This window comes from Kribbella sp. NBC_00359 (assembly GCF_036097425.1).
Classification (GTDB): domain Bacteria; phylum Actinomycetota; class Actinomycetes; order Propionibacteriales; family Kribbellaceae; genus Kribbella.
Genome location: NZ_CP107975.1, coordinates 1,121,693 through 1,144,856, shown reverse-complemented (window position 1 = coordinate 1,144,856; position 23,164 = coordinate 1,121,693). Strand labels below are relative to the sequence as shown.

Sequence of the window (23,164 nt, the reverse complement as noted above, 5' to 3'; positions counted from 1 at the left end):
TCATGCGAAACGTGGTGATCCTGGCCGGTGGATCGGGGACACGGTTGTGGCCGCTGTCCAGAGACGACCGGCCGAAGCAGGTGCTGCCGCTGGCAGCCGGACAGTCGTTGCTCCGGGTGGCGTACAACCGGCTGCGCGGCCTGGTCGAGCCGGAGAACATCTATGTGTGCACGGTCGGCGCGTACACCGAGGTGGTCCGCAACGAGCTGCCAGAGCTCGGCGAGCACAACATCATCGGTGAGCCGGCCCGCCGGGACACCGCGAACGCGGTCGGCCTGGCCTCCGCGGTGGTGGCGCGCAACGACCCCGACGCGGTGGTGGCGTTCGTCGGATCGGATCACCTGATCAGTCCGGAGGACGAGTTCCGGACCGCGATCGAGAACGGTTTCGCGGTCGTCGAGCAGCGTTCCCGGTCGCTGGTGACGTTCGGGATCGAGCCGACCCATCCGCACACCGGACTCGGGTACATCGAGTGCGGCGAGCCGATCGAGGGCACCAGGGCCTTCGCCGTCGACCGGTTCCGGGAGAAGCCGGATCGGGCGACCGCCGAGGAGTACCTGGCCACCGGGCGGTTCTGGTGGAACTCCGGCATGTTCGTCTGGCGGGCCGAGACCGTGCTGAGCGTGCTCGACGAGCTGCTGCCCGAGTCGGCCGCGCGGCTGCGGCAGGTCGCGTCGGTCTGGGACACCCCGTCGCGTGATGCGACCTTGGCCGAGATCTATCCGAACCTGCGCAAGATCAGCGTCGACTACGCGGTGATGGAGCCGGCTTCGCAGGGCAAGGTGGACGCCGACGTGGTCGTCGTACCGATGCCGGTGCACTGGCTCGACGTCGGCTCCTGGGCCGCCCTGGCCGGCACGTACGACGCCGATGCCAACGGCAACCGTACGGACGGGACGACGCTCAGCTGCCTGCTCGACTCCCACGACAACATCGTCGTCACCGACGACCCGGACCACCTGGTCGCCGCGGTCGGCCTGCGCAGCCACATCATCGTCCACACCCAGGACGTCACCATGGTCTGCCCCCTCGCCGACGGCGAACGCGTCAAGGACCTGGTAGCCCAGGTCCAGTCCGACCACGCCGAGCGCTACATCTAGTTCCTGCACACACGAACGCCCCCGGGAATCCCGGGGGCGTTCGGCGTACACAAGCTGGGAACTCAGCCGCCGGCGGGTTCCTGGGCGTCGGTGGACGGGTACTTGTCCATGAACTGCTTGAGGGCGTCGCCGCTGACGGAGCCGCAGAACTGGCGGTGGCCGAAGGCCTTGTCCTGGCCCTGGGCGTTGCCGCTCCAGTGCGAGAACGCGATGCTCTTCCCGTCCGGCCACGGCTTGCCGTCGGTCTCCCGGAACGGCGCCGCGATGAACTTGCCCGACGAGCTGTCCGGCAGCTTCGCCTTGGACATCTTCTCGATCTGGTCGATCTGGTCCTTCGGCAGCGATTCCTTGTACCAGAGGATCGTGTACCCGTGCTCCAGGTTGTGCACCAGGTTCGGGATCGGGGGCCGGTCGTCGAGCGTGTAGAACTTCTTGTTGAACGGCGCCCAGACCGCGTAGTGCGAGCCGGACGACGGCGGCGACACCGAGTAGTTGATCACCGTGCCGTCGGGCTTGTGGTCCTGGGTGCCGCCGGCCTCGTCGTTGGTCGGCGTGTCACACGACGCCGCCGACGCGGCCACTCCGAGCTCGGTGACGGCCTGGTTCTTGGTCCGGGAGTCCTGGATCAGCCGGATCGCCGGGTAGGCGATGATGGCCAGGCCGACCACGATCGACGCGACCACGATGAGGATGGTCCGGTTCCGGTCCGTGCGGGCCTGGTCCCGTTGCATCTTCTCGATCATCTCGCGACGCGACTGCTTCTGCGACGACGCTTTACCCACAGTGTTGGTCTTCCCGGATCAGGGCGGCCACCGCGCCGCCGTGCGGGAGCAGTGTACGAGGTGACCCTGAGAGGTTGCCTAGAAAACTACCTGGACCGTGAGCCGAACGTGACAGTCGCCTCACTGCCCGGTCCGGTCCGGACGGTGACGCCGTACCCCTCGGCATGCAGCAGTACGGCGAGCCGCTCGGCGATCACGCCGACCGCGACCGGCTCGTCGCCGAAGACCGTGACAGCGTTGTCCAGCAGCTCGAGGTGAATGTCCTCGACCTCGTCCAGCAGCCCGGCCCACAGCGCCGGGTCGACCGCACGCGGACCGGTCGGCGCCTCGCGCTCTAGTACGGCGGCCCGCGCCGCCTCACGAGTCCCGAGACTGAACATGTCCTGCTCGGCATCCCGCACCAGCGCCCGCGCCCCGGGTCCGTGCTCCCCAGTCGGAAGTACGGCGTCCTGCAGCCCGCGCAGCACCGCGACAGGGACGCCGTCCGCCTTGCCCTTGACCAACTCGCTCGCACTGGCGATCTCGTCGGCCAGAGCCGGCTCCGTCACCGCCAGGACGTTGCCATGGCTGTCCGCCGTACCGCGAAGGTCTTCCATCACGCGGACTCCGGCCGCACCGATAGCCAGGTCGGTCTGGCCGTTACGCCACGGGCGGCCCAACGTGTCTGTGATCACGATGCCGACGTTGACGTCGTACCGCTGCTTCAGGGCGATCCGCAGCTGCCGGGCCGACTCGTCGGGGTCGACCGGGAGCAGCAGGACCGTGCCGGGGGCGGTGTTCGACGTATCGGTGCCGGCCGCGGCCATGACCAGGCCGTGCCGGGTCTGGACGATCCGGGTCTCGCCGCGCTGGGCCACGACCCGCACGAGCTCGGCGTCGATCGCCTCCTGCCGGGTGCCGTGGGTCAGGCATCCCTCGGCCTTGCTGACGATCTTGGACGTGACGGAAACGACATCGCCGTCCCGCAGGTCCGTCCCGTCGCCGATCAGTGCCGCCAGGTCGTCCCCGGCCGCCACCTCGGGCAGTCCGGTCACCGGGAAGACTTCCAGGTGCTTCCTCATCGCCGTACGGCCTCCGCGAGGTTCAGCGCCGCATCGGCCATCGCGGCGGTGGTGGACTCGTCCGTCATCCACAACGGCACCGCCTGGACGTGAATTCCGGCTCCGGCGATCGAATCCGCCTGGATCGCGTCCGACGTGTCGATCAGCCAGCCGTCCAGTACGCCGCCGGACGCGCGCGAACCGTAGTACCGCGCCACGGCCGAGGCGGTCGAGGCCACGCCGACGGTGGCCAGCACCTTGTCGGCCATCCCGCGGACCGGGCCGGTGCCGATGATCGGCGACAGCCCGATGACCGGCGCGGCGGTCTCCCGGACCGCGTCCCGGATCCCCGGTACGCCGAGGATCGTGCCGACCGAGACGACGGGGTTGGACGGCGGCACGATCAGCACGTCGCAGTCCGCGATCGCCTCCAGCACACCGGGCGCGGGCTTGGCCTTCTCCTGGCCGACCGCGACGATCTGGTGTGCGGGGATCTCGGCCTGGTACCTGACCCAGTACTCCTGGAAGTGGATCGCCTTGCGCCGCCCGGGCTGCTCCGGGTCGTCCACCACCACGTGGGTCTCGACCCGGTCGTCACTCATCGGGAGCAGCCGGACCGGGAGCTTCCAGCGGGCGCACAGCGCCTCGGTGACCGCGGTCAGGCCGTAGCCGGCGTCGAGCATCTGGGTCCGGACCAGATGGGTCGCCACGTCCCGGTCGCCGAGGCCGAACCAGGTCGGCTCGACGCCGTACGCCGCGAGCTCCTCCTTGATCACCCAGGTCTCGTCCTCCCGGCCCCAGCCGCGTTCGGCCGAGATGCCGCCACCGAGCGTGTACATCACCGTGTCGAGGTCCGGACACACCCGCAGCCCGAACAGGGTGATGTCGTCCGCGGTGTTCCCCACCACGGTGATCTCGGCGTCCGGGCGGGCCTTCAGCAGCCCGCGCAGGAAGGTGGATCCGCCGATGCCACCGCTGAGCACTGTCAATCGCATGGGAAGAGTCTGCACGAGTCGTCAATCGCTCGGACCACCGCACGACTATGCTGCGGTGGGTCCGAACCATCCGCACAGCTCAGTTGTACGGCCCCCAACATCCGAGGAGCCCTCGTGGTCACCGACGCAACCAAGAAGCTCAGAGAGCCGGTCGCGTACATCCTGCTCGCATTCGCCGGCCTGATCGTCCTGGCATCGCTGATCCGGCTGTTCGTCGGCGGCGCCGGCTTCACTGCCGCCGCCGGAGGCGTGCAAGGCATTCTCACCCCGCCGTCCTTCGGCGCAGTGCTGCTCCTGCTCTCGCTGGTGGGATCGGTCTGGCTGGTGAACGAGGCGGGTGAGCGGACGCCGAACGCCCGGACCGTGGCCCTGGCCGCGCTGGTGATCACCGGTGTGGCCGCGCTGATCGGCCTGATCACGGCGTTCGCCGGCTTCAACGAGACCAGCACCGCCGGCATCAAGGTCGTCGGGTTCATCTACGCGCTCGGTGGCCTGGCTCTGTACGGCGCCGCCGGTCTCTACATCCTCAAGACCTACCAGGCCCTGCCGGCGCCGGTCCGCGCTCCGAAGCCGGGTCAGTTCGCGCCCCAGGGCCAGGCACCGTACGGCCAGCAGCAGTACGGCCAGCAGGCGCCGTACGGTCAGCAGGGTGGCTACGGCCAGCCGCAGGGCCAGCAGGGCCAATACGGTCAGTACGACCAGAGCCAGGGCCAGTACGGCGGCTATGGCGCCGCGGCCGGTGCGGCCGGCGCTGCCGGTGGTTACGCGGCGGCTCAGGGCGAGCAGCAGTGGCCGCAGGAGCAGAGCTGGAACCAGGGCGAGCAGCAGGCCTGGTCGGCCGGCGATGCCGAGGCTCAGCAGCACGGCGAGCAGCCGCAGCAGCCGGCCGAGCAGGCCTGGTCCGCCGAAGGCCAGGGCGTCGAGCCGACGCAGGCGTGGAGCGCCGAAGGCCAGCAGCAGTGGGGCGGCCAGGACCAGGGCCAGCAGTGGCCGCAGGAGCAGCAGCAGTGGAGCGGCGGCGACGCCGGTCAGCAGCAGCAGTGGAGCGGCCAGGAGTACGGCCAGCCGGCTCAGCAGGAGTGGGCCGGCCAGGGCGAGCACGCGGCCCGCGAGGAAGGCTCACACGAGCAGCCCGAGGCTCAGCAGGCATGGCAGCAGGAGCAGGCCTGGCAGGCGGAGGAGACTCCGGCCGCCGAGCCGCAGCCGAGCGCACAGCCGGAGCAGCCCGCGGCCGAGGCCGCTGACGAGACCCGGGTCGACCCGCGCGTGACCGAGCCGGAGAAGAACGACCAGGACCAGCCGGGTCAGGGACAGCAGGGCTGGTGGTCGCAGCCTTCCTGACAAGGCAGCAAGCCTTTGCCGAAGTCGCCGCGAAACTCTTTCGCGGCACTTCGGGAGGCAGTAGATCGGTGCGAGAGGCCTGTGCATGCAGGCCTCTCGTTCTTTTGCAGCCGTGTTGCGGATAGTGCCAATAGCAGACCACGGCTTGACTTTCGTGGATTGCAGGAATGTAATTTCAACCGTGTCGTTCGTTGGACACTCGGTATCGGGGACCGTTGCAGAGCGCAGGACGGACGAGGTCAGGCATGTGGACCGCAAACCCACATGTACAGGGGAACGAACAGGGTCGAGGAGGTCGTACCGTGACAGAGCTGATGGCGATTGTCGACGGTGAGGCGATCGAGGAGGAGCCGAACTGGCAGGAACGGGCACTGTGCGCCCAGACCGACCCAGAGGCTTTCTTCCCGGAGAAAGGCGGATCCACCCGCGAGGCGAAGAAGGTGTGCCTCGGTTGTGACGTACGGGGCGAGTGCCTCGAGTACGCACTGCAGAACGACGAACGCTTCGGAATCTGGGGCGGCCTGTCGGAGCGGGAGCGCCGCAAGCTGAAGAAAAAGGCCGTCTGACGGTCAGAACCCGGCTCACAACTTCATCCAGGACTTTCCGCGAGGCCCCGCCGACGAACACGTCGCCGGGGCCCGCGGCTGTCCCGGGGAAGAGCGGAGTACGTCCTCCGCCTGCGGGTGAGTGGGTTGAGGCTCAGGGTGACGGCTGTATGGTGAGTCCTCGCCGCGACTCTGGTTGCGGTGAGAACCGTCCGTAACCATCGAGGTGTCACAGCTCCGCATGGAACAAGAAGCTCCGGCCGGCTGGGAATTCTTCGACTCCGTCGACTTCCCGACCGATCTCATCGACGACCCGATGGGTCGCCCGCGGGTCCGGCATGTCGTCACCGCGGTGGTGGTCGGCCATGAAGGCGCCGCCTGGCTGCCCCGGCTGTCCGAGGCGCTGTGGGCGCTCAACCCACGGCCCGACCGGCTGATCGCGGTCGACACCGGATCCACCGACGAGACGGCCGAACTGCTGGCCGCAATGCCCGGCGTCGAACCCGTCGTCAGCGTCTCCGCACGCACCGGTTTCGGCACGGCCGTGGCTCGCGGTCTCGAGGCGGTTGGGTTCGCCCCGATCCCCTCGGCGGTCGGCCCGTACGGCGACGACGGCCACATGCCTGTGGTCGAGTGGTTGTGGCTGCTGCACGACGACTGCGCCCCGGCCCCGAAGGCCCTGGAGAAATTGTTGCTCCAGGCCACGATGTCGCCGGCCACCGGCGTCTGGGGCCCGAAGCTGCGGCTCTGGCCGCGGGACCGCGAACTGCTCGAGGTCGGCGTCAGTACCTCGCTCGGCGGCCGCCGCGACACCGGCATCGAGGTCGGAGAGCTCGACCAGGGCCAGCACGACCAGCCGCGGAACGTCCTCGCGGTCAGCTCGGCCGGCATGCTGGTCCGCCGCGACGTCTGGGAGGCCTTGCACGGCTTCGATCCGCGGCTGCCGATGTTCCGCGACGACATCGACTTCGGCTGGCGGGCCAGTCGCGCCGGGTTCCAGGTCGGCGTCGCACCGGACGCGGTCGTCTATCACGCGCAAGCCGCGGCGACCGGCGAGCGCGCACTGGCCGGCACCCGTCGACACGCCTACCAGCTCGACCGCGCACATGCCTACTACACCGTTCTCGCGAACGCGCCCGGCAGGCTGCTGCCGCTACTGATCCTGCGCTTCCTGTTCGGCACCGTGCTGCGATCGGTGTGGTTCCTCCTCGGCAAGACACCATCCGGTGCGGTCGACGAGTGGACCGCGCTGCTCGGCACATTGCTGGCCGGTGGCTGGACCCAGGCCCGCAAGAACCGCCGCAACCTCGATCGGGTCGCGTACGACGACATCAAGGGACTCTTCTCCCGGTCGGTGAACGCACTGCGGCACAACCTGGAAGAGACGACCAGCACGATCTCCGAGCGGATCCGCGAAGCCTGGGCGGACGAGCCGGAAGAGCAGGTCGTCACGACAGCACGCCGGGCCAAGTCCACGGCGCGGGTCGCCGTCGACCAGCCGCGCTGGCGTCGTCAGCTGATCCGCCGCCCGTTCCTGGTCGCGTGGGTCGTCCTGGCGATCGGTGCGCTGGTCGCGGGCCGCAGTCTGATCGGTGGCGGTGTCCTCCGGTCCAACCTCTTGCTGCCGGCGCACGAGAGCCTCGGTGCGCTCTGGCACGCGGCCGCTTCCGCACCGCCCGGTGTGACGCCGCCTGCCTGGCTGGCGCAGTTCTGGGCGTTCTCGACGGTGATGTTCGGCCCGTCCGGTGCGGCGAACCTGTTGTTGCTCGGCGCTGTTCCGCTGGCCGCTCTGTCCGCGTGGGCGTTGCTGCGCTCGTTCGTCGTCGACCGTGTCGCGCGAGCCTGGGGTGCGGCGGCGTACGGGATCGCTGTGTTCACGAACGGCGCGATCACGCAGGGCCGGATCGGGACGTGTGTGGCGGCGATCGTGCTGCCGCTGCTCGGTGCTGCTGTGCACACCATCGCCCGGCGGCGTCGTGTGGTCATCCAAGGCAGTTGGCGGGCCGCGTGGTTCGCCGGAATCTGTCAGGCCGTGCTCTTTGCGTTCACCCCGGCGCTGGGACTGCTGGTCAGCGTCCTCCTGGTCCTGGGTGCGCTGATCGGACTCGGTTGGCGCCGGCAGAGCCGCCAGTTGGTCTTCTCCGTCGTACTGGGTCTGTTGCTCGTGTTGCCGTGGACGATCCAGCTTGTGCTGCATCCGTCGCGGCTGGGGCAGGAGGCCGGCGGACCGCCAACCGCCGCGGTCGGTCCCGGCGACAGCCTGCCGCATCTGCTGACCGGTACGCCGATCGGAGCGCCGGCACCGTGGTGGTTCGCCGTACCGCTGATTCTGGTCGCGATGATCAGTCTGCTGCGTTCGTCGCGGCAGCGGTACGAGTTGCTCGGATGGTTCGCCGCACTGGCCGGTCTGGCCGCGACGCTGGTCGCGAGCCGGCTGGGTGGTGGCAGTGGGCCGCTGATGTTCCTGATGACGGCCGGATGGATCATCGCGGTCGCGGTCGCCTGGGACTCGGTCGGCAAGTCCACCGAGATCATTGTGCAGGGCGTGCTCGGGCTCGTGCTGGTGACGACGATCGTGACGGCCGGGTTCTGGCTGGTCCGCGGGATGGACGGTCCGCTCTGGCGCGGGCCAGCGCAGGACCTGCCGGCGTACCTGGCGTCCTCGCAGGATCCGCCGGACAACGCGTCGATCCTGGTCGTGCGCAAGGCGCCGGGTGGCGACATGCGGTTCTCGCTGGTGAAGAACGGTGGCCCGCGGATGGGGGCGCTGGAAGCCGCGCCGACGGCGGAGCAGACCAAGCCGATCGGCGACGTCCTGGCGACCCTCGGTGGCGGTGGCACCGGTGAGGAAGGGCGGCAGTTGGCCGGACTGGCGGTCGACTACGTCTACCTGCCCGCACCGCTGGATCCGACGCTGCAGTCGACCCTCGACTCGCTGCCCGGTCTGACCCGGGCCAGCGCCGAGGACGGAGACGCGTCCTGGCTGGTGGACCGGACGAAGATCGAAGGCACGTCGCCGTTGCAGGACCAGACCCACACGCTGTGGCGGCTGCTCGGCATCATCGGCTGGATCATCGCGCTGGTCTTCTGCCTGCCGACGGTTCGCCGTACTGTCGCCGTCCCGCACGGCACCCACGCAAGGAGGGACCGGTGATCCGGTTACTGTCGAACCCGGTCGTCCGGCTCGGAGCCGTTGTGCTGGGCATGGCCGTGATCGGCGGGCTCGCGGTGGTGACGCACCCCAAGGAGCCGGTGACGAGCCCAGAGGCCGCGGTCGCACCGGCGCCCGCGGTGGTGAACCGTACGGCGCTGTCCTGCCCGGTGCTCGCCAGCGGCGGGAAGCTGACCAGCGTCGTGAACGCAGTGTCGCCGACGCTGCCCGAAGGCACCCCGACCGCGTCCGGCACCGAGTCGCCGCTGTCGATCACGCCACTGGCGGCCAAGGCCGACCCGGTCGCCTCGCTGCTCGTGCGCGGCAAGATCGGATCGACCACTCCAGCGACCAAGCCGGTGCCGCTGTCGATCCAGGGCACTGGACCACTCGCAGCCGGCACGGTCGGCACGAGCACGACGACCGCCACCGAGGGCGTGAACCAGGGCATGGCGAGCGTGCCGTGCCAGGCGCCCGGTTCGGACTTCTGGTTCGTCGGAGCGTCCGGAGCGAGTGGCCGGCGCGATGTGCTGGTGCTGACGAACCTGGACAGCGTCAACGCCGAGGTGAACGTCACCATGTATGCGCGGACCGGTCCGCAGGACCTGCCGGCTGCGCGGGGGATCGTCGTACGGGCGCGGCAAACGACCGAGCTGTTCCTCGGTCAGGTCGCGACCAACCTGCGGGACGTCGCGCTGCACGTCGAGTCCACTGGTGGCCGGGTCTCGCCGGCGCTGCGGGACAACGCGAGCAATGGCACCAAGCCGGCCGGTGTGGACTGGCTGAACCCGTCGGCCCCGCCCGCGACCAAGGTGTTCGTGCCGGCCGTGGCGCCGGGTGCCGGAGGGCGGATCCTGTCGATCGCGAACCCCTCGGACCTGCAGGCGACGGCCAGCCTGACCGTGCACGGGCCGAACGGCCCGTTCAAGCCGGCCGGTCTGGAGACTGTGCAGGTGGACGCCGGCTCGGTGAAGACGGTCATGCTGGACCCGGTGCTGAACGGTGATCCCAGCGCGATCACCGTGACCTCGGACCAGCCGGTCACCGCGTCGATGCGGATGTCCGACGCGAGTGGGACGGACTTCGCTTCGCTCGGGTCGGCCGAGGCGCTCATGGGACCGGCGTACCTGGTGCTGCCGGCGCATCAGCAGCAGGCCGTCCTGGAGGTCACCGCACCGGGTAAGACCGGCAGTGTGAAGTTCGAGCTGCGCGACCTGGCCGGACGGGTGCTGCAGACCCGGGCGCTCGACATCATCGGCGGCGCGACCACTGCGATCCCGTTGCCGGCGCAGCCGCGGCCGACGTACCTGATGGTCCAGCAGACGCGCGGCACGGTCGTCGCTGGGGTCACATTGATGCCGGCAGCCAAGCCGGACAAGGAAGACGTGGCTCAGGTCGCCGCATGGCCGCTGAGCACGTCGCTGGTGTTCCAGGCCCAGCTGGGCGCGCAGCCGGATGTGCGGGCCGCGCTGAGGTAGTCAGCCTTCGGAGGTGTTCGCGCCGGGGTCCTGGAGCATGCGCAGGTGGCGCCGGCGGGCGATCTCGACCGGTGCGCCCGGACTGCCGGCGCCGGGCTCCTGGCGGGGCAGCGGGCGAGCTGCCTCGCGGACCGCGTTGGCCAGGGCTTCCAGATCGTCCGACGACGGTCCGGCCGCGGCCGGGTCCGGAGCGAGCCGGATCACTTCCCAGCCGTTCGGTGCGGTCAGCCGGTCGGCGTGATCGGCACACAGGTCGTAGCAGTGCGGCTCGGCGTACGTCGCCAGCGGGCCGAGCACACAGGTGGAGTCGGCGTACACATACGTGAGCGTCGACACCGCCGACTTATGACAGGCGGCGCGCGAACAGATCCTGGCGATGCTCACGACCAGACGTTACCCCCACTAGGCTGAGCGCGTGACCGAGGCTCGCCGTCATCGCAGGCACATCGACCGCCACGGCCGCGGAATGCTCGGGCCGATCAGCCGGCCGAGCAAGTTCGCGCCGCGCGGTCTGCCGCTGCAGCGATCGGCCGCGGCCCAGTTCGACGAGGTGGTCGCGATCGAGGTGACCCGGCTGGAGAAACGGCTGCCGCAGGTCGTCGCCCGGGTCGAGTTCGCCATCGAGGACGTGCCGAACCTGGAGTTCGACGCGACCGAGATCCCGCTCACCCACTCCACCGGCGGCACCTCGCACGAGCCGTACCGGATCGTGGTGTTCCGCCGCCCGATCGAGCTCCGGGCCGAGCGCTCCGCCACCGGCCTGGCCTGGCTGGTCCGGTCCGCGCTGGTCCTCGAGCTGGCCGACGTACTCGCGCTCTCCCCGGAGCAGATCGACCCAGACTTCGACACCGACGACGACTGAGTTGGATTGCCGCGCCTCCGGCACGGCGCGGTCACGGGGCCTTGGCTCCCGGCCTTCCCTCGTCGCTCCGGTCGCTTCGCTCCCTCCGCTCCTCAGTCCAGGCCGGGAGGCCCCGTGACACGACGATGGGACCAGTCGATTAGCTGGTGTTCGAACGTGTTCCGTAGTGTGGGAAGGGGTTTGTGACCTTCGTTGTCATTGCGGGAGGATCGTGGGTGTGAACGATCAAAAACTGCGGGTCGGGGTTGTCGGGCTGGGCTTCGCCGGGCGGACGGCGCTGGAGGCGTTCTCCGAGTTGCCGGACGTCGAGGTGGTGGCGCTGGCCGGGCTGGAGAAGGATCTTCTGACCAGGCTCGGTGAGAAGCACGGCGTACCGCATCTGTACGAGAAGTGGGAGGACCTGCTCGAGACCGAGGGACTGGAAGCGGTCAGCATCGGTACGCCGACGCAGCTGCACGCCCCGATCGCGCTGAAGGCGCTGGAGATGGGCCTGCACGTGCTGTCCGAGAAGCCGCTGGCCCGGACGGTGGCCGAGGGCGCCGCGATGGTCGAGGCCTCGAAGCAGGCCGGCCGGGTGCTCAAGGTGGTCTTCAACCACCGCGAGCGTGGCGACGTCGCGGCGCTGAAGCACCAGATCGACGAGGGCCAGCTGGGCCGGATCTACTACGCCAAGGCGCACTGGATGCGCCGCAACGGCATCCCGGGCATGGGCGGCTGGTTCACCAACCGCGAGCTGTCCGGCGGCGGCCCGCTGATCGACCTGGGTGTGCACATCCTCGATCTCGCGCTGCACCTGCTGGGCGAGCCGCAGGTGACCACGGTCTCCGCGAACACGTTCGCCGAGCTCGGTCCGCGGGGCAAGGGCAGTGTGAGCAGCCCGGACCGGCCGACGGTCGACACGCTCGGTTCGAAGTTCGAGGTCGAGGACCTGGCCACGGCGTACCTGCGGCTGCAGGGCGGCGGGGCGCTGCAGCTGGAGACCAGCTGGGCCACCTTCCGGGCGCCGGGCGACAACTTCGGCATCGAGCTGTTCGGCACCGAGGGCGGCGCGAAGATCGAGGTGCAGAACTACACCACCGTCGACACGCTGCGGATCTTCACCGACGTCGCCGGCGTACCGGCCGAGGTGAAGCCGGCTACCGGGCCGGGGCTCGGCCATCGCGCGGTGGTGCGGGAGTTCGTCAAGATCGTCCGGAGCGGCGACTGGGCCGCTCACAACGGGTCCGAGGCGCTGCTGCGGACCGAGGTCATCGACGCCTGCTACGCCTCGGCGAAGGCGGGACGAGAGGTTGTGCTGCATGACTGATCCGATTCGCGTCACCGTCTGGGGCGAGAACGTGCACGAGGGCCGCGACGAGTCCGTGCGCAAGATCTACCCCGACACGATGCACGAGACGATCGCCGCGGCGCTGCGCGCCAAGCTCGGCGAGGACGTGGCCGTCCGGACGGCGTGGCTGCAGCAGCCCGAGCACGGTCTCACCGAGGAGGTGCTCGCCGAGACCGACGTGCTCACCTGGTGGGGTCACGCGGCGCACGGCGACGTCGACGACGCGATCGTCGAGCGGGTGCAGCGGCATGTGCTGTCCGGGATGGGCCTGATCGCGCTGCACTCGGCGCACTTCAGCAAGATCTTCATCCGGCTGATGGGCACCACCTGCTCGCTGGACTGGCGGGCCGAGAACGACCGCGAGCTGATCTGGACGGTCGCGGCCGGGCACCCGATCGCGCAGGGCATCCCGCACCCGCTGGTGATCGAGCGGGAGGAGATGTACGGCGAGCTGTTCGACATCCCGCAGCCCGACGAGCTGGTGTTCGTCAGCTCCTTCACCGGTGGCGAGGTGTTCCGCTCCGGCTGCTGCTACCGCCGCGGCCAGGGCCGGGTCTTCTACTTCCGGCCGGGTGACCAGGAGTTCCCGACCTACCACCAGCCCGAGGTCCAGCAGATCATCGCCAACGCGGCCAGGTGGGCGGCGCCGAGCAGTCCGCGCCAGCTGCCGACGGTCCACCACCGCAAGGACATCGGCTGGTTCGAGAAGGCCTGAAATACACCTTTGCGCCGGGGCCGGATAGGGTCCACGCATGGCTGACGTTGCGGCGATCTTCAAGGCGTACGACGTGCGAGGCGTCGTCCCGGACCAGTTGGACGAGTCGGTGGCCCGGGCGGCCGGTGCCGCGTTCGTCGAGGTCCTGGACGTTCTCGGTGGCCCGGGGGCGGTCGTGGTCGGCTACGACATGCGGCCGTCCAGCCCGGGACTGGCGGCCGCGTTCGCCGAAGGCGTGACCAGCACCGGCGCGGACGTGATCGACATCGGCCTGGCCTCGACCGACCTGCTGTACTTCGCCTCCGGCCGGCTCGACCTGCCCGGCGCGATGTTCACCGCCAGCCACAACCCGGCGAAGTACAACGGCATCAAGATGTGCCGTGCCGGCGCCGCACCGGTCGGCTCGGACTCGGGCCTGCGCGACATCGCCGACCTGGTCGCCAAGACCCTGACCGAGGGCCCGGCGACCGTCGCCACTCCGGGCCACGTCCGGCAGAAGGACCTGCTGACCGCGTACGCCGACCACCTGCACGACCTCGTCGACCTGAGCGGGATCCGCCCGCTCACCGTGGTCGTCGACGCCGGCAACGGCATGGGCGGCCACACCGTCCCGGCCGTGTTCGCCACCGGCCCGGTCACGATCGTCCCGCTGTACTTCGAGCTCGACGGCAACTTCCCGAACCACGAGGCCAACCCGCTGGACCCGAAGAACCTGGTCGACCTGCAGGCCAAGGTGCGCGAGGTCGGCGCCGACCTCGGCCTGGCCTTCGACGGCGACGCGGACCGCTGCTTCGTGATCGACGAGAAGGGCGACCCGATCTCGCCGAGCGCGATCACCGGCGCGGTCGCGGTCCGCGAGCTGGCCAAGCACCCCGGCTCGGCGGTCATCCATAACCTGATCACCTCCAAGGCCGTGCCGGAGCTGATCACCGAGCACGGCGGGACGCCGATCCGATCCCGGGTCGGGCACTCGTACATCAAGCAGAAGATGGCCGAGACCGACGCGGTGTTCGGCGGCGAGCACTCCGCGCACTACTACTTCCGGGACTTCTGGCGGGCCGACACCGGCATGCTGGCCGCGCTGCACGTGCTGGCCGCGCTCGGTGAGCAGGACAAGCCGGCCAGCGAGCTGTTCGCCGAGTACGAGCGGTACGTCGCGTCCGGCGAGCTGAACAACAAGGTCGAGGACGCCGCGGCTACGGTCGCGGCGATCGAAGACACCTACGGCGGGCGGGACGGCATTACGGTTGACCATCTGGACGGTCTGACCGTGTCGGCGGGACAGTGGTGGTTCAACGTCCGTGCGTCGAACACGGAACCGCTGCTGCGGCTGAACGTCGAGGCCGCGGACCGCGCCACCATGGAACGCGTCCGCGATGAAGTACTGGCCCTGATCACCGGTGCATCGGTGGAGGAGAACTGAATGGCAGTCAATCTGGACCCGGACCTGCTGAGCATCCTGGTCTGCCCGAAGTGCCGGTCGGAGTTCCGTGTGGACGACGAGGCGAACGAGCTGGTCTGCACCAACACCGCCTGCGCGCTGGCCTACCCGGTCCGCGACGACATCCCGGTGCTGCTGATCGACGAGGCGCGGGACACCCGGGCAGAGCAGTCCGAGACCGCGGACAACTGATGAGCGTCTTCGACGAAACGCGGCTGGACGACACGGCCTCGCTCCGGGCGGCCGACCACCTGCTCCGCCGGCTGGCGATGGCCGGGGCCCGGGTCCGGGCCGAGCTCGAAGCGGCCGCGGACGTTCTGTCCACGCTGGAGTCCGACGGCTTCCGCCCGCGGGCCGTCGTGGCCGCCGGCCGCGACGCCCGCCTGGTCCGGGCCGTGCTCGAGCCGGTGTGCCCGGTGCCGTTCCTCGCCTGGCCTGGTCCCGGTCTGCCCGGGTGGGCCGGTCCGCTGGACCTGGTGATCGTCCTGAGTGGTGTCTCCGAGGACTCGGACGCGGTGTCGGCAGCCGGCGAGGCAGCACGACGGGGTTGTGGCCTGATGGTGGCGACGCCGGCGGACTCGCCCGTCGCGATCGCGTCGGCCGGTCTGCGGCACGCCATCCGGTTGCCGTCCCAGTCCGACGACCAGTTGGCGTCGGCTGTCGCCGTACTGCAGGCCTTGCATCAGATGGACCTCGGTCCGGAGGTGGACCACAAGTCGGTCGCGGCGCTGCTGGACGAGGTGGCGATCGAGTGCTCGCCCAACAACGACGTGGCGTCCAACCCGGCCAAGGACTTGGCGCTGGTGCTGGCGGACGCTTTGCCGCTGGTGTGGGGTGGTTCTGTCCTCGCCGCGCGTGCTGCCCGGCGCGTGGTCGAGGCCTTCCGGCTGGCGAGTGGCCGGCCCGCTCTGGCCGCCGACGCCGGTCACCTGCTGCCGGTCCTCAACCAGCCGCCGCGGGACCTGTTCGCGGACCCCTTCGACAAGCCGGCGGAGCTGCGGCCGGCGCTGGTCATCCTGGACGACGGTGTGGACGACCCAGGCGTCGCAGAGCACCGCCGCAAGCTGGAGTCCAAGGCGGAGGCTCACGACGTGCGGGTGAACGTGGTGACCCAGGCCGACGGCACCGACATCGCCCGGTACGCCGCTCTGACCCAGCACGGCCGCTATGCCGCGGCGTACCTGGGGCTCGGCCTCGGCCGCTACGGCGCCGCCGGCGACATGGACCCTGTCGAACTGGGCAATCCCTCGGAGGACCCAGCGTGGTAGTGCGGCTGCAGAACACCATCCGGGACTACGCCTGGGGGTCGCGGACCGCGATCCCCGAGCTGACCGGGGTGGAGCCGGACGGCCGGCCCCAGGCCGAGCTGTGGATGGGTGCGCACGAGTCCGCGCCGTCCGTGCTCCCGTCCGGCGACTCCCTGTACGACGTGGTGTCCGCCGGGCCGAGCGACGTACTGGGGGAGGAGACGGCCGAGCGGTTCGAGGGGCGGTTCCCGTTCCTGGCCAAGTTGCTGGCGGCCGCGCAGCCGTTGTCGATCCAGGCACACCCGTCGCGGGAGCAGGCGATCGACGGGTACGCGCGGGACGAGGCGGACGGGATCCCGCGGGACGCGGCCGACCGGAACTACAAGGACGCGTGGCCGAAGCCGGAGATCCTGATCGCGCTCGAGCCGTTCGACGCGCTGGTCGGGTTCCGGCCGCTCGAGGCGACCGTGGCCTTGCTGGACGCGCTGCAGCCGATCGGGTTCGAGGAGCTCACCGACCTGCTCCGGGACGGCAAGCTCCGCGAGGCGTTCACGCAGTTCATGAGCAGCGACCGGGATTCCATCCGCCCACTGGTCGCGGCCCTGGCGGAGGCCTGCACGAGCTATGCGGGCGAGGCCTTCGCGCTGGAGCGGGAGACGATTACGCGACTGTGCGAGGACTTCCCGGACGATCCCGGCGTACTGGCGGCCCTGCTGCTGAACCGGGTGCGCCTGGAGCGCTTCGAGGCGGTGTACCTGCCGGCCGGGAACGTGCACGCGTATCTGCGGGGACTCGGGTTCGAAGTGATGGCGAACTCGGACAACGTCCTGCGGGGCGGGCTGACCAGCAAGCACGTCGACGTACCCGAGCTGGTGTCGGTCGTCGACTTCGAGCCGCTCGCCGATCCGGTGCTGACCGCGACATCGGTGGCCGACGGGGTGTCGGCGTACGAGACCGGATGTGAGTACTTCGCCGTCCACCGTGTCGAGCTGGACGGTGCCGAGCGGACGGTCGACGGCGTCGGGCCGCGCATCATCTGCTGCGTCGCGGGGACTGTCGATGCTCTGGGCAAAGAGTCCGCTGTGACGTTGTCCGCCGGTCAGTCCGCGTTCGCGACGGGACCCGAAGGACCCTGTATCTTGCGTGGTTCCGGCACGGCGTTCGTCGTGTCCGCGCGCTGATTTCGTACGGAGGACCTGGAGAACATGGCTGGTGGCGGTAACAAGGCCGTGGTGGCGGCATTGCTGGCGAACACCGGGATCGCCGTCACCAAGTTCGCCGCCTGGGCACTGACCCAGTCGGCCTCGATGCTGGCCGAGGCGATCCACTCGCTCGCCGACGCCGGCAACCAGGTGCTGCTGCTGGTCGGCAGCAAGCGGGCCCAGCGCGAAGCCGACGACCTGCACCAGTTCGGGTTCGGCCGGGAGCGGTACGTCTACTCGTTCATCGTGGCGATCGTGCTGTTCAGCGTCGGTGGTCTGTTCGCGCTGTACGAGGGCTACCACAAGGTGCACGACCCGCACGGGATCGACAACTGGAAGTGGGTCCCGATCGCGGTGCTGCTGATCGCGATCGTGATGGAGTCGCTGTCGTTCCGGACCGCGATCACGGAATCGAACAAGCTGCGCGGCCACGTGCCCTGGATCAGATTCGTCCGGAACGCCCGGGCGCCGGAGTTGCCGGTGATCCTGCTGGAGGACTTCGCCGCGCTCACCGGTCTGGTGCTGGCGCTGATCGGCGTCGTCCTGACCCTTGTCACCGGCAACGGTGTGTTCGACGGCCTGGGCTCGATGGCGATCGGCGCGCTGCTGGTCTGTGTGGCGATCTTCCTCGCGATCGAGATGAAGTCGCTGCTGCTCGGCGAGTCCGCGACCCGGGAGGCCCAGCAGAGGATCGTCGACGCGATCGAGAACACCGCCGGTGTGCAGCGGCTGATCCACATCAAGACCCTGCACCTAGGCCCCGAGGAGGTGCTGATCGCGGCCAAGATCGGCGTCGCGCCGACCACCGACGCGGCCGTCGTCGCCGAGACCATCGATGCGGCCGAGCGCGCCATCCGCGCCGCCGAGCCGATGTCGGTGCACATCTACCTCGAGCCGGACGTCTACCACGAGAACTACGTCGCCGACGAGCGCCCCGCGGTTCCCGAGGCGCCCTCGCACTGACCGTCAGCCGGCGAGCTTCTTCGCCAGGCGTTCCTGGTTCGGCCATCTGACGTCGTACGCCCAGCCGAACCGCTCGAACCACTTGATCAGCCAGGCGTTGATGTCGACCTGGCCCCTGAGGACGCCGTGGCGCGCGCACGTGGGGTCGGCGTGGTGCAGGTTGTGCCAGGACTCGCCCTGGCTCAGGATGGCGAGCCACCAGACGTTCCCTGACCTGTCCCGGGCCTCGAAGGGCTTCTTGCCGGTGACATGGCAGATCGAGTTGATCGAGAACGTGACGTGGTGCATCAGCGCGATGCGGACCAGGGTGGCCCAGAAGAATGCGGTCGCGGCGCCGTGCCACGACCTGTCCCACAGCCCGCCGATCAGCGCGGGCGCCAGCAGGGAGATCGCCGCCAGTCCACGGAAGTGCCGCGAGATCGATGCCATGTCGCGGTCGTTCATCAGGTCTGGCGCGTACTGCTTGGGGTCGGCGCGATCCTCCCCCCAGAGCACCCACCCGGCGTGGGCGAACACGAACCCCTTGGTCACCGCCCAAGCGGTGGTGCCGTAGCGCCAGGGCGAGTGCGGATCTCCCTCGCGGTCGGAGAACTTGTGGTGTTTGCGGTGGTCGGCCACCCAGCGGACGACCGGACCTTCGAGCGCCAGGCTGCCGGCGATCGCGAGTCCGATCTTGAGGCCACGCTTGCTCTTGAAGGAGCCGTGGGTGAAGCCGCGGTGGTAGCCGGCGCCGATGCCGGTGGTCGTGATCACGTAGAACACGACCAGGAGGACGATGTCGCGCCAGCCGATCCAGCCGCCCCAGGCGAAGAAGATCCCGGGCAGCAGCGCGAGCGTGGGCACGACGATGAACACCCAGATCAGCCCGCGCTCGAGCCTGCCACCAACGGCCTGGAATTCTTCCGGCAGCGAGCTGTCGGAATCTGGTGCTGCGGTCATGGTCGACATCCCGGATGTTCACCGTTGGAGTGCGCCAGGGACTGGGGAGCACCGCTCACGAATCAGTGGATCGTAGTCCGACGATACCGCCGATGCGAGAGGTCAGCGCGGTTTCGGTGGGAGGACGCCGGAGCGGCCCAGCCAGCGCAACGCCCGGTCGCGGTCGATCTGGGACTGCGTGGGCGGTGCGGTGAGGCGGCCGGTGCGGTAGCCGAGGTTGCGGATGTCGGCGGCGACGGACGGTTCGGCCAGGGCTCTGAGTGCGAACGCCAGCGCGGCCGGCGTCACGTCGTACCGGCGTTCGAGATCCAGGGCGAGCTGGACGGCGGCCAGGTCGCGGTCGTCGTACTGGCGTTGTGCGGTGTGCCCGGCGCGTGAGCGCGGCAGCAGGCCGAGGGCCTCCCGGTAGCGCAGCATGCGCGGGGTGGTGCCCAGTCGGCGCGCGGCCTCGGTGATGCGCATACGGCAATCTTGACATTTCAGTGTCAAAAACACTCCCCCGGCGATCAAACCGGGTAGCTCGGCCCTCTAGGCTCTGGCAGGCAGGAAGCAATCACAGTCTTCAGGGGAGCGGGAACCGGTATGACGTTCGACTACAAGGTGGCGGACCTCGGCCTGGCCGAGTTCGGGCGCAAGGAGATCCGGCTGGCCGAGCACGAGATGCCCGGCCTGATGGCGATGCGGGCCCAGTACGGCGAGAGCAAGCCGCTGGCGGGCGCGAAGATCATGGGCTCGCTGCACATGACGATCCAGACCGCGGTGCTGATCGAGACGCTGGTGGCGCTCGGCGCCGACGTGCGCTGGGTGTCCTGCAACATCTTCTCCACCCAGGACCACGCCGCCGCCGCGGTCGTCGTCGGCCCGAACGGGTCGGCCGAGAACCCCGCCGGGGTGCCGGTGTTCGCCTGGAAGGGCGAGACGCTCGACGAGTACTGGTGGTGCACCGAGCAGGCGCTCAAGTGGCCGGGCGCCGACGGCCCGAACATGATCCTCGACGACGGTGGCGACGCCACCATGCTCGTCCACAAGGGCACCGAGTTCGAGAAGGCCGGAGTCGTGCCGGACCCGTCGACCGCGGACTCCGAGGAGTACGGCGTCGTCCTGAAGTTGCTGACCCGCACGCTGCGGGAGGACCCGCAGCTGTGGACGACCATCGGCCAGGGCATCAAGGGCGTCACCGAGGAGACCACGACCGGCGTCCACCGGCTGTACGAGATGCACAAGGCCGGCGCGTTGCTGTTCCCGGCGATCAACGTGAACGACTCGGTGACCAAGTCGAAGTTCGACAACAAGTACGGCTGCCGGCACTCGCTGATCGACGGCATCAACCGGGCCACCGACGTACTGATCGGCGGCAAGGTCGCGGTCGTCTGCGGGTACGGCGACGTCGGCAAGGGCTGCGCGGAGTCGCTGCGGGGCCAGGGCGCGCGGGTGATCGTGACCGAGATCGACCCGATCTGCGCGCTGCAGGCCGCGATGGACGGCTACCAGGTGACCACGCTCGACGACGTGGTCGGGATCGCCGACATCTTCGTCACCACGACCGGCAACAAGGACGTCATCACCTCCGACCACATGGCGGCGATGAAGCACCAGGCGATCGTCGGCAACATCGGCCACTTCGACAACGAGATCGACATGGCCGGGCTGTACAAGGTCCCGGGCATCGAGCGGGTCAACATCAAGCCGCAGGTCGACGAGTTCCGGTTCGCCGACGGGCACACGATCATCATCCTGTCCGAGGGCCGCCTGCTGAACCTGGGCAACGCGACCGGGCACCCGTCGTTCGTGATGTCGAACTCCTTCACCAACCAGGTGCTCGCGCAGATCGAGCTCTTCGTGAAGACGGCCGACTACCCGACCGACGTGTACGTCCTGCCCAAGCACCTCGACGAGATGGTCGCCCGCCTGCACCTGGACGCCCTGGGCGTGAAGCTGACCGAGCTCAGCAAGGAACAGGCCGCCTACCTCGGCGTCCCCGTCGAAGGCCCCTACAAGGCCGAGCACTACCGCTACTGATCCCCCACAGCAAGCGCCCCACCGTTCTCGGTGGGGCGCTTTGCTTTACAGCTCGTTGCTGCCTGGGGCGGCCCAGCCTTGGGGATTGAGGGTGGCCGGACGGAAGGCGGTGAGAGGTGGGGGTGGGGCGAAAGGGCCGGGGGCAGGTGGTGGAGGGAGTGCGCCGTACGGGCTGGGTGGGGCGAGGCGGTTGAGTTCTCGGCGGCGGCGTTCGGCCAGTACGGCGGAGAGGTAGGCCGGCGCGATCAGGGGGACCGGTGGGGCGGGCGCGGTGACGACAGCCATGCGGGAGGCCAGGGCGTCGCCTAGCGCTGTCCTCGCGTCGGGCTGGAGTTCGGTGTAGCGGGCGAGGTAGTCGCGGGAGGCGTTGGCGAGGTCGTCGGAGAGGCGGGACAGTTCCAGGGACTGGGCCCACTGGACCAGGTGGCCGGGGACGAAGAGTGGGGGTGACGCCATCGGCTGGTGGCGTTCGCGGATGACGACGGTGCCGGAGACCATGTCGCCGAAGCGCTTGCCCTGCTTGTTCATCAGGCTCGCCACGATCCCCGGGCAGGCCGCGAACCAGGGTGCGAAGTCGACGAAGAACCACAGCAGCGACCGCACCAGCGCCTGCCGGAACCGGATCGAACTGCCGTCGTCGCGGACCACCTTCAGGCCGAGCACCATCTTGCCCAGCGTGCGGCCGCGGGTCAGCGTCTCCATCACCACGCGGTAGCCGATCACGACGAGCAGGACGACGATGAAGATCAACGCGGCCGCTAGCGCCTCACTCGCCTGCCCACCGATCAGGAAGCCGGCCAGCAACGAGATCAGGACGACCAGCACAATGCCCTGCAGCACCACGTCGATCGCGCACGCCAGCGCCCGCGTCGGCATCCGCGCGATCCGCACCTGAAGGACAACGGCTTCTCCGGTGACCAGCTGAGACACTCTGTCGCCCCCCTCCTGCTCAGACACCGCGTCCAGCTAGTCTGCCAGCGCAAGGAGCCAGTCAGGGGAGGAGGTGCGGCTGTGGATGTCGAGGCGTTCGTGTCGGTGCACCAGCCGCAGTGGGACCGGCTGGCCTACCTGACCCGCCGCCAGCGCCGCCTGTCCGGTGCCGAGGCGGAGGAGCTTGTCACGCTCTACCAGCGTGTCGGCACCCATCTGGCCGCGCTCAGAGCCGCGGGTGCGGACCCGGTCTCCATCGGACGCCTCTCCGGCCTCATCGCCGACGCACGTGGTGCCGTGACCGGTGCACAGGCCCCCGTCTGGCGTGACATCTCGAAATACTTCCTGGTGAGCTTCCCAGCCGCCCTCTACGCATCCAGACGCTGGTGGCTCACCATCGGCCTGCTGTTCTACCTGGTCGCGGCCTGGGCGGCCTGGCGGATCCTCGTCCACCCGGAGGTGGTGGACTCGATCGCAACGCCGGCCCAGATTCAGCAACTGGTCGACCACGACTTCCAGTCCTACTACTCGGAGAACCCGGCCCAGGACTTCGCCCTCCGGGTGTGGATCAACAACGCCACGCTGAGTGCCGCCGTACTCGCGCTCGGCATCCTGCTGATCCCGTCGATCTTCATCCTCTGGGACAACGCGCTCAACCTGGGCGTCAGCGCCGGACTGATGATCAGTCACGACAAGGGCGGCCTGTTCTTCAGCCTGATCACGCCGCACGGCCTGCTCGAGCTGACCGCGGTGTTCGTCGCGACCGCGGCCGGGCTCCGGCTCGGCTGGGCCTGGGTCGTGCCCGGCGCGCGCACCCGGATGCAGGCCCTCGCCCAGACCGGCCGCGCCACGGTCGGGATGGCGATCGGCCTGGCCGCCGTACTCCTGGTCACCGGCCTGATCGAAGCGTTTGTCACACCCTTCCTGCCCGGTCCGGTCCGGATCGCGATCGGCATCCTGGCCGAGGTCGCGTTCTTCGTCTACGTCTGGACCCTCGGCCGCCGCGCCTTCCGCGCCGGCGAGTACGGCGACATCGACCCGGCCGACCGGGAAGCCACTGCACCCGTCTCCGCATAGAGCGTTTCGG

The 23,164-nt window shown here is 69.5% G+C and carries 22 protein-coding genes; 15 read left to right on the top strand and 7 right to left on the bottom strand.

Going from position 1 to position 23,164, the window contains the following annotated elements; genetic code table 11:
• Nucleotides 1-2 precede the first annotated feature (2 nt).
• Nucleotides 3-1,100, top strand: coding sequence for a mannose-1-phosphate guanylyltransferase (locus OG876_RS05500; RefSeq protein WP_328523663.1), 1,098 nt, complete (start codon nt 3-5; stop codon nt 1,098-1,100).
• Between the two features lie 62 nt (nt 1,101-1,162).
• Here the strand turns inward: OG876_RS05500 and OG876_RS05495 are convergent, their stop codons facing one another.
• The 3 genes from OG876_RS05495 to cofD all read right to left on the bottom strand — a co-directional run bounded on the left by OG876_RS05495 (nt 1,163) and on the right by cofD (nt 3,917).
• Entirely contained in the window at nt 1,163-1,843 is a 681-nt protein-coding gene (locus OG876_RS05495; protein WP_328523662.1) for a DUF3105 domain-containing protein, read from the bottom strand.
• A gap of 125 nt (nt 1,844-1,968) precedes the next feature.
• On the bottom strand, nt 1,969-2,943 hold the full coding sequence (locus OG876_RS05490) for a coenzyme F420-0:L-glutamate ligase (protein ID WP_328523661.1): 975 nt from the start codon (nt 2,941-2,943) through the stop codon (nt 1,969-1,971).
• A complete protein-coding gene (gene cofD / locus OG876_RS05485) occupies nt 2,940-3,917 on the bottom strand; it encodes a 2-phospho-L-lactate transferase (RefSeq protein WP_328523660.1) in 978 nt (325 codons plus the stop codon). The genes OG876_RS05490 and cofD overlap by 4 nt, the downstream gene beginning before the upstream one ends.
• Before the next feature lie 114 nt (nt 3,918-4,031).
• On the opposite strand from cofD, the gene OG876_RS05480 reads away from it, so the two are divergent.
• From OG876_RS05480 to OG876_RS05465, 4 genes are all read left to right on the top strand, one after another.
• Nucleotides 4,032-5,258 carry a hypothetical protein gene (locus OG876_RS05480; RefSeq protein WP_328523659.1) on the top strand — a complete coding sequence of 409 codons (1,227 nt, stop codon included), beginning with the start codon at nt 4,032-4,034 and terminating at the stop codon, nt 5,256-5,258.
• A gap of 314 nt (nt 5,259-5,572) precedes the next feature.
• Nucleotides 5,573-5,824 carry a WhiB family transcriptional regulator gene (locus tag OG876_RS05475; protein ID WP_020389877.1) on the top strand — a complete coding sequence of 84 codons (252 nt, stop codon included), beginning with the start codon at nt 5,573-5,575 and terminating at the stop codon, nt 5,822-5,824.
• A 220-nt stretch (nt 5,825-6,044) separates the two neighbouring features.
• Nucleotides 6,045-8,957 (top strand): glycosyltransferase family 2 protein, encoded by a 2,913-nt coding sequence (locus tag OG876_RS05470; RefSeq protein WP_328523658.1) that lies wholly within the window; start codon nt 6,045-6,047, stop codon nt 8,955-8,957.
• A complete protein-coding gene (locus OG876_RS05465; protein ID WP_328523657.1) occupies nt 8,954-10,432 on the top strand; it encodes a DUF5719 family protein in 1,479 nt (492 codons plus the stop codon). Before OG876_RS05470 ends, OG876_RS05465 begins: the two co-directional genes overlap by 4 nt.
• Here OG876_RS05465 and OG876_RS05460 read toward each other — a convergent pair whose 3' ends face one another.
• Nucleotides 10,433-10,816, bottom strand: coding sequence for a DUF3499 domain-containing protein (locus OG876_RS05460; RefSeq protein WP_328523656.1), 384 nt, complete (start codon nt 10,814-10,816; stop codon nt 10,433-10,435).
• Between the two features lie 31 nt (nt 10,817-10,847).
• Here OG876_RS05460 and OG876_RS05455 point away from each other — a divergent pair, with 31 nt between their 5' ends.
• From OG876_RS05455 to OG876_RS05420, 8 genes are all read left to right on the top strand, one after another.
• Nucleotides 10,848-11,294 carry a metallopeptidase family protein gene (locus OG876_RS05455; RefSeq protein WP_328523655.1) on the top strand — a complete coding sequence of 149 codons (447 nt, stop codon included), beginning with the start codon at nt 10,848-10,850 and terminating at the stop codon, nt 11,292-11,294.
• 217 nt (nt 11,295-11,511) lie between these two features.
• Complete coding sequence (locus tag OG876_RS05450) at nt 11,512-12,600, top strand: Gfo/Idh/MocA family protein (protein ID WP_328523654.1); 1,089 nt, start codon at nt 11,512-11,514, stop codon at nt 12,598-12,600.
• Entirely contained in the window at nt 12,593-13,336 is a 744-nt protein-coding gene (locus OG876_RS05445; RefSeq protein ID WP_328523653.1) for a ThuA domain-containing protein, read from the top strand. The genes OG876_RS05450 and OG876_RS05445 overlap by 8 nt, the downstream gene beginning before the upstream one ends.
• A 37-nt stretch (nt 13,337-13,373) precedes the next feature.
• Complete coding sequence (locus OG876_RS05440) at nt 13,374-14,759, top strand: phosphomannomutase/phosphoglucomutase (RefSeq protein ID WP_328523652.1); 1,386 nt, start codon at nt 13,374-13,376, stop codon at nt 14,757-14,759.
• Nucleotides 14,760-14,969, top strand: coding sequence for a Trm112 family protein (locus OG876_RS05435; RefSeq protein ID WP_328523651.1), 210 nt, complete (start codon nt 14,760-14,762; stop codon nt 14,967-14,969). It begins immediately after the preceding gene.
• Nucleotides 14,969-16,045, top strand: a complete 1,077-nt coding sequence (locus OG876_RS05430; protein WP_328523650.1) for an SIS domain-containing protein — start codon at nt 14,969-14,971, stop codon at nt 16,043-16,045. The genes OG876_RS05435 and OG876_RS05430 overlap by 1 nt, the downstream gene beginning before the upstream one ends.
• On the top strand, nt 16,039-17,205 hold the full coding sequence (gene manA / locus OG876_RS05425; protein ID WP_328523649.1) for a mannose-6-phosphate isomerase, class I: 1,167 nt from the start codon (nt 16,039-16,041) through the stop codon (nt 17,203-17,205). The genes OG876_RS05430 and manA overlap by 7 nt, the downstream gene beginning before the upstream one ends.
• 24 nt (nt 17,206-17,229) lie before the next feature.
• Nucleotides 17,230-18,189: a cation diffusion facilitator family transporter gene (locus OG876_RS05420; protein ID WP_328523648.1), complete on the top strand. Its 960-nt coding sequence runs from the start codon at nt 17,230-17,232 to the stop codon at nt 18,187-18,189.
• A gap of 3 nt (nt 18,190-18,192) precedes the next feature.
• Here the strand turns inward: OG876_RS05420 and OG876_RS05415 are convergent, their stop codons facing one another.
• Complete coding sequence (locus tag OG876_RS05415) at nt 18,193-19,128, bottom strand: acyl-CoA desaturase (protein WP_328523647.1); 936 nt, start codon at nt 19,126-19,128, stop codon at nt 18,193-18,195.
• A gap of 102 nt (nt 19,129-19,230) precedes the next feature.
• The gene (locus OG876_RS05410; protein WP_328523646.1) at nt 19,231-19,590 is read right to left on the bottom strand and encodes a MerR family transcriptional regulator; all 360 of its coding nucleotides are present in this window, start codon (nt 19,588-19,590) and stop codon (nt 19,231-19,233) included.
• 120 nt (nt 19,591-19,710) lie between these two features.
• Here OG876_RS05410 and ahcY point away from each other — a divergent pair, with 120 nt between their 5' ends.
• Nucleotides 19,711-21,147, top strand: coding sequence for an adenosylhomocysteinase (gene ahcY / locus OG876_RS05405; RefSeq protein WP_328523645.1), 1,437 nt, complete (start codon nt 19,711-19,713; stop codon nt 21,145-21,147).
• A gap of 45 nt (nt 21,148-21,192) precedes the next feature.
• Here ahcY and OG876_RS05400 read toward each other — a convergent pair whose 3' ends face one another.
• Nucleotides 21,193-22,077, bottom strand: a complete 885-nt coding sequence (locus OG876_RS05400) for an RDD family protein (RefSeq protein ID WP_328523644.1) — start codon at nt 22,075-22,077, stop codon at nt 21,193-21,195.
• Nucleotides 22,078-22,158: 81 nt separating this feature from the next.
• Between OG876_RS05400 and OG876_RS05395 the strand changes: the two genes are divergently transcribed.
• The gene (locus tag OG876_RS05395) at nt 22,159-23,154 is read left to right on the top strand and encodes a stage II sporulation protein M (protein ID WP_328523643.1); all 996 of its coding nucleotides are present in this window, start codon (nt 22,159-22,161) and stop codon (nt 23,152-23,154) included.
• Nucleotides 23,155-23,164 lie beyond the last annotated feature (10 nt).

Bases quoted from the DNA above. Each gene is read 5' to 3' on its own strand.
- OG876_RS05500 (WP_328523663.1), top strand. From the start codon at position 3: ATGCGAAACGTGGTGATCCTGGCCGGTGGATCGGGGACACGGTTGTGG.
- OG876_RS05495 (WP_328523662.1), bottom strand. From the start codon at position 1,843: ATGATCGAGAAGATGCAACGGGACCAGGCCCGCACGGACCGGAACCGG.
- OG876_RS05490 (WP_328523661.1), bottom strand. From the start codon at position 2,943: ATGAGGAAGCACCTGGAAGTCTTCCCGGTGACCGGACTGCCCGAGGTG.
- cofD (WP_328523660.1), bottom strand. From the start codon at position 3,917: ATGCGATTGACAGTGCTCAGCGGTGGCATCGGCGGATCCACCTTCCTG.
- OG876_RS05475 (WP_020389877.1), top strand. From the start codon at position 5,573: ATGGCGATTGTCGACGGTGAGGCGATCGAGGAGGAGCCGAACTGGCAG.
- OG876_RS05470 (WP_328523658.1), top strand. From the start codon at position 6,045: ATGGAACAAGAAGCTCCGGCCGGCTGGGAATTCTTCGACTCCGTCGAC.
- OG876_RS05445 (WP_328523653.1), top strand. From the start codon at position 12,593: ATGACTGATCCGATTCGCGTCACCGTCTGGGGCGAGAACGTGCACGAG.
- OG876_RS05440 (WP_328523652.1), top strand. From the start codon at position 13,374: ATGGCTGACGTTGCGGCGATCTTCAAGGCGTACGACGTGCGAGGCGTC.
- OG876_RS05435 (WP_328523651.1), top strand. From the start codon at position 14,760: ATGGCAGTCAATCTGGACCCGGACCTGCTGAGCATCCTGGTCTGCCCG.
- OG876_RS05430 (WP_328523650.1), top strand. From the start codon at position 14,969: ATGAGCGTCTTCGACGAAACGCGGCTGGACGACACGGCCTCGCTCCGG.
- OG876_RS05420 (WP_328523648.1), top strand. From the start codon at position 17,230: ATGGCTGGTGGCGGTAACAAGGCCGTGGTGGCGGCATTGCTGGCGAAC.
- OG876_RS05415 (WP_328523647.1), bottom strand. From the start codon at position 19,128: ATGACCGCAGCACCAGATTCCGACAGCTCGCTGCCGGAAGAATTCCAG.
- OG876_RS05410 (WP_328523646.1), bottom strand. From the start codon at position 19,590: ATGCGCATCACCGAGGCCGCGCGCCGACTGGGCACCACCCCGCGCATG.
- ahcY (WP_328523645.1), top strand. From the start codon at position 19,711: ATGACGTTCGACTACAAGGTGGCGGACCTCGGCCTGGCCGAGTTCGGG.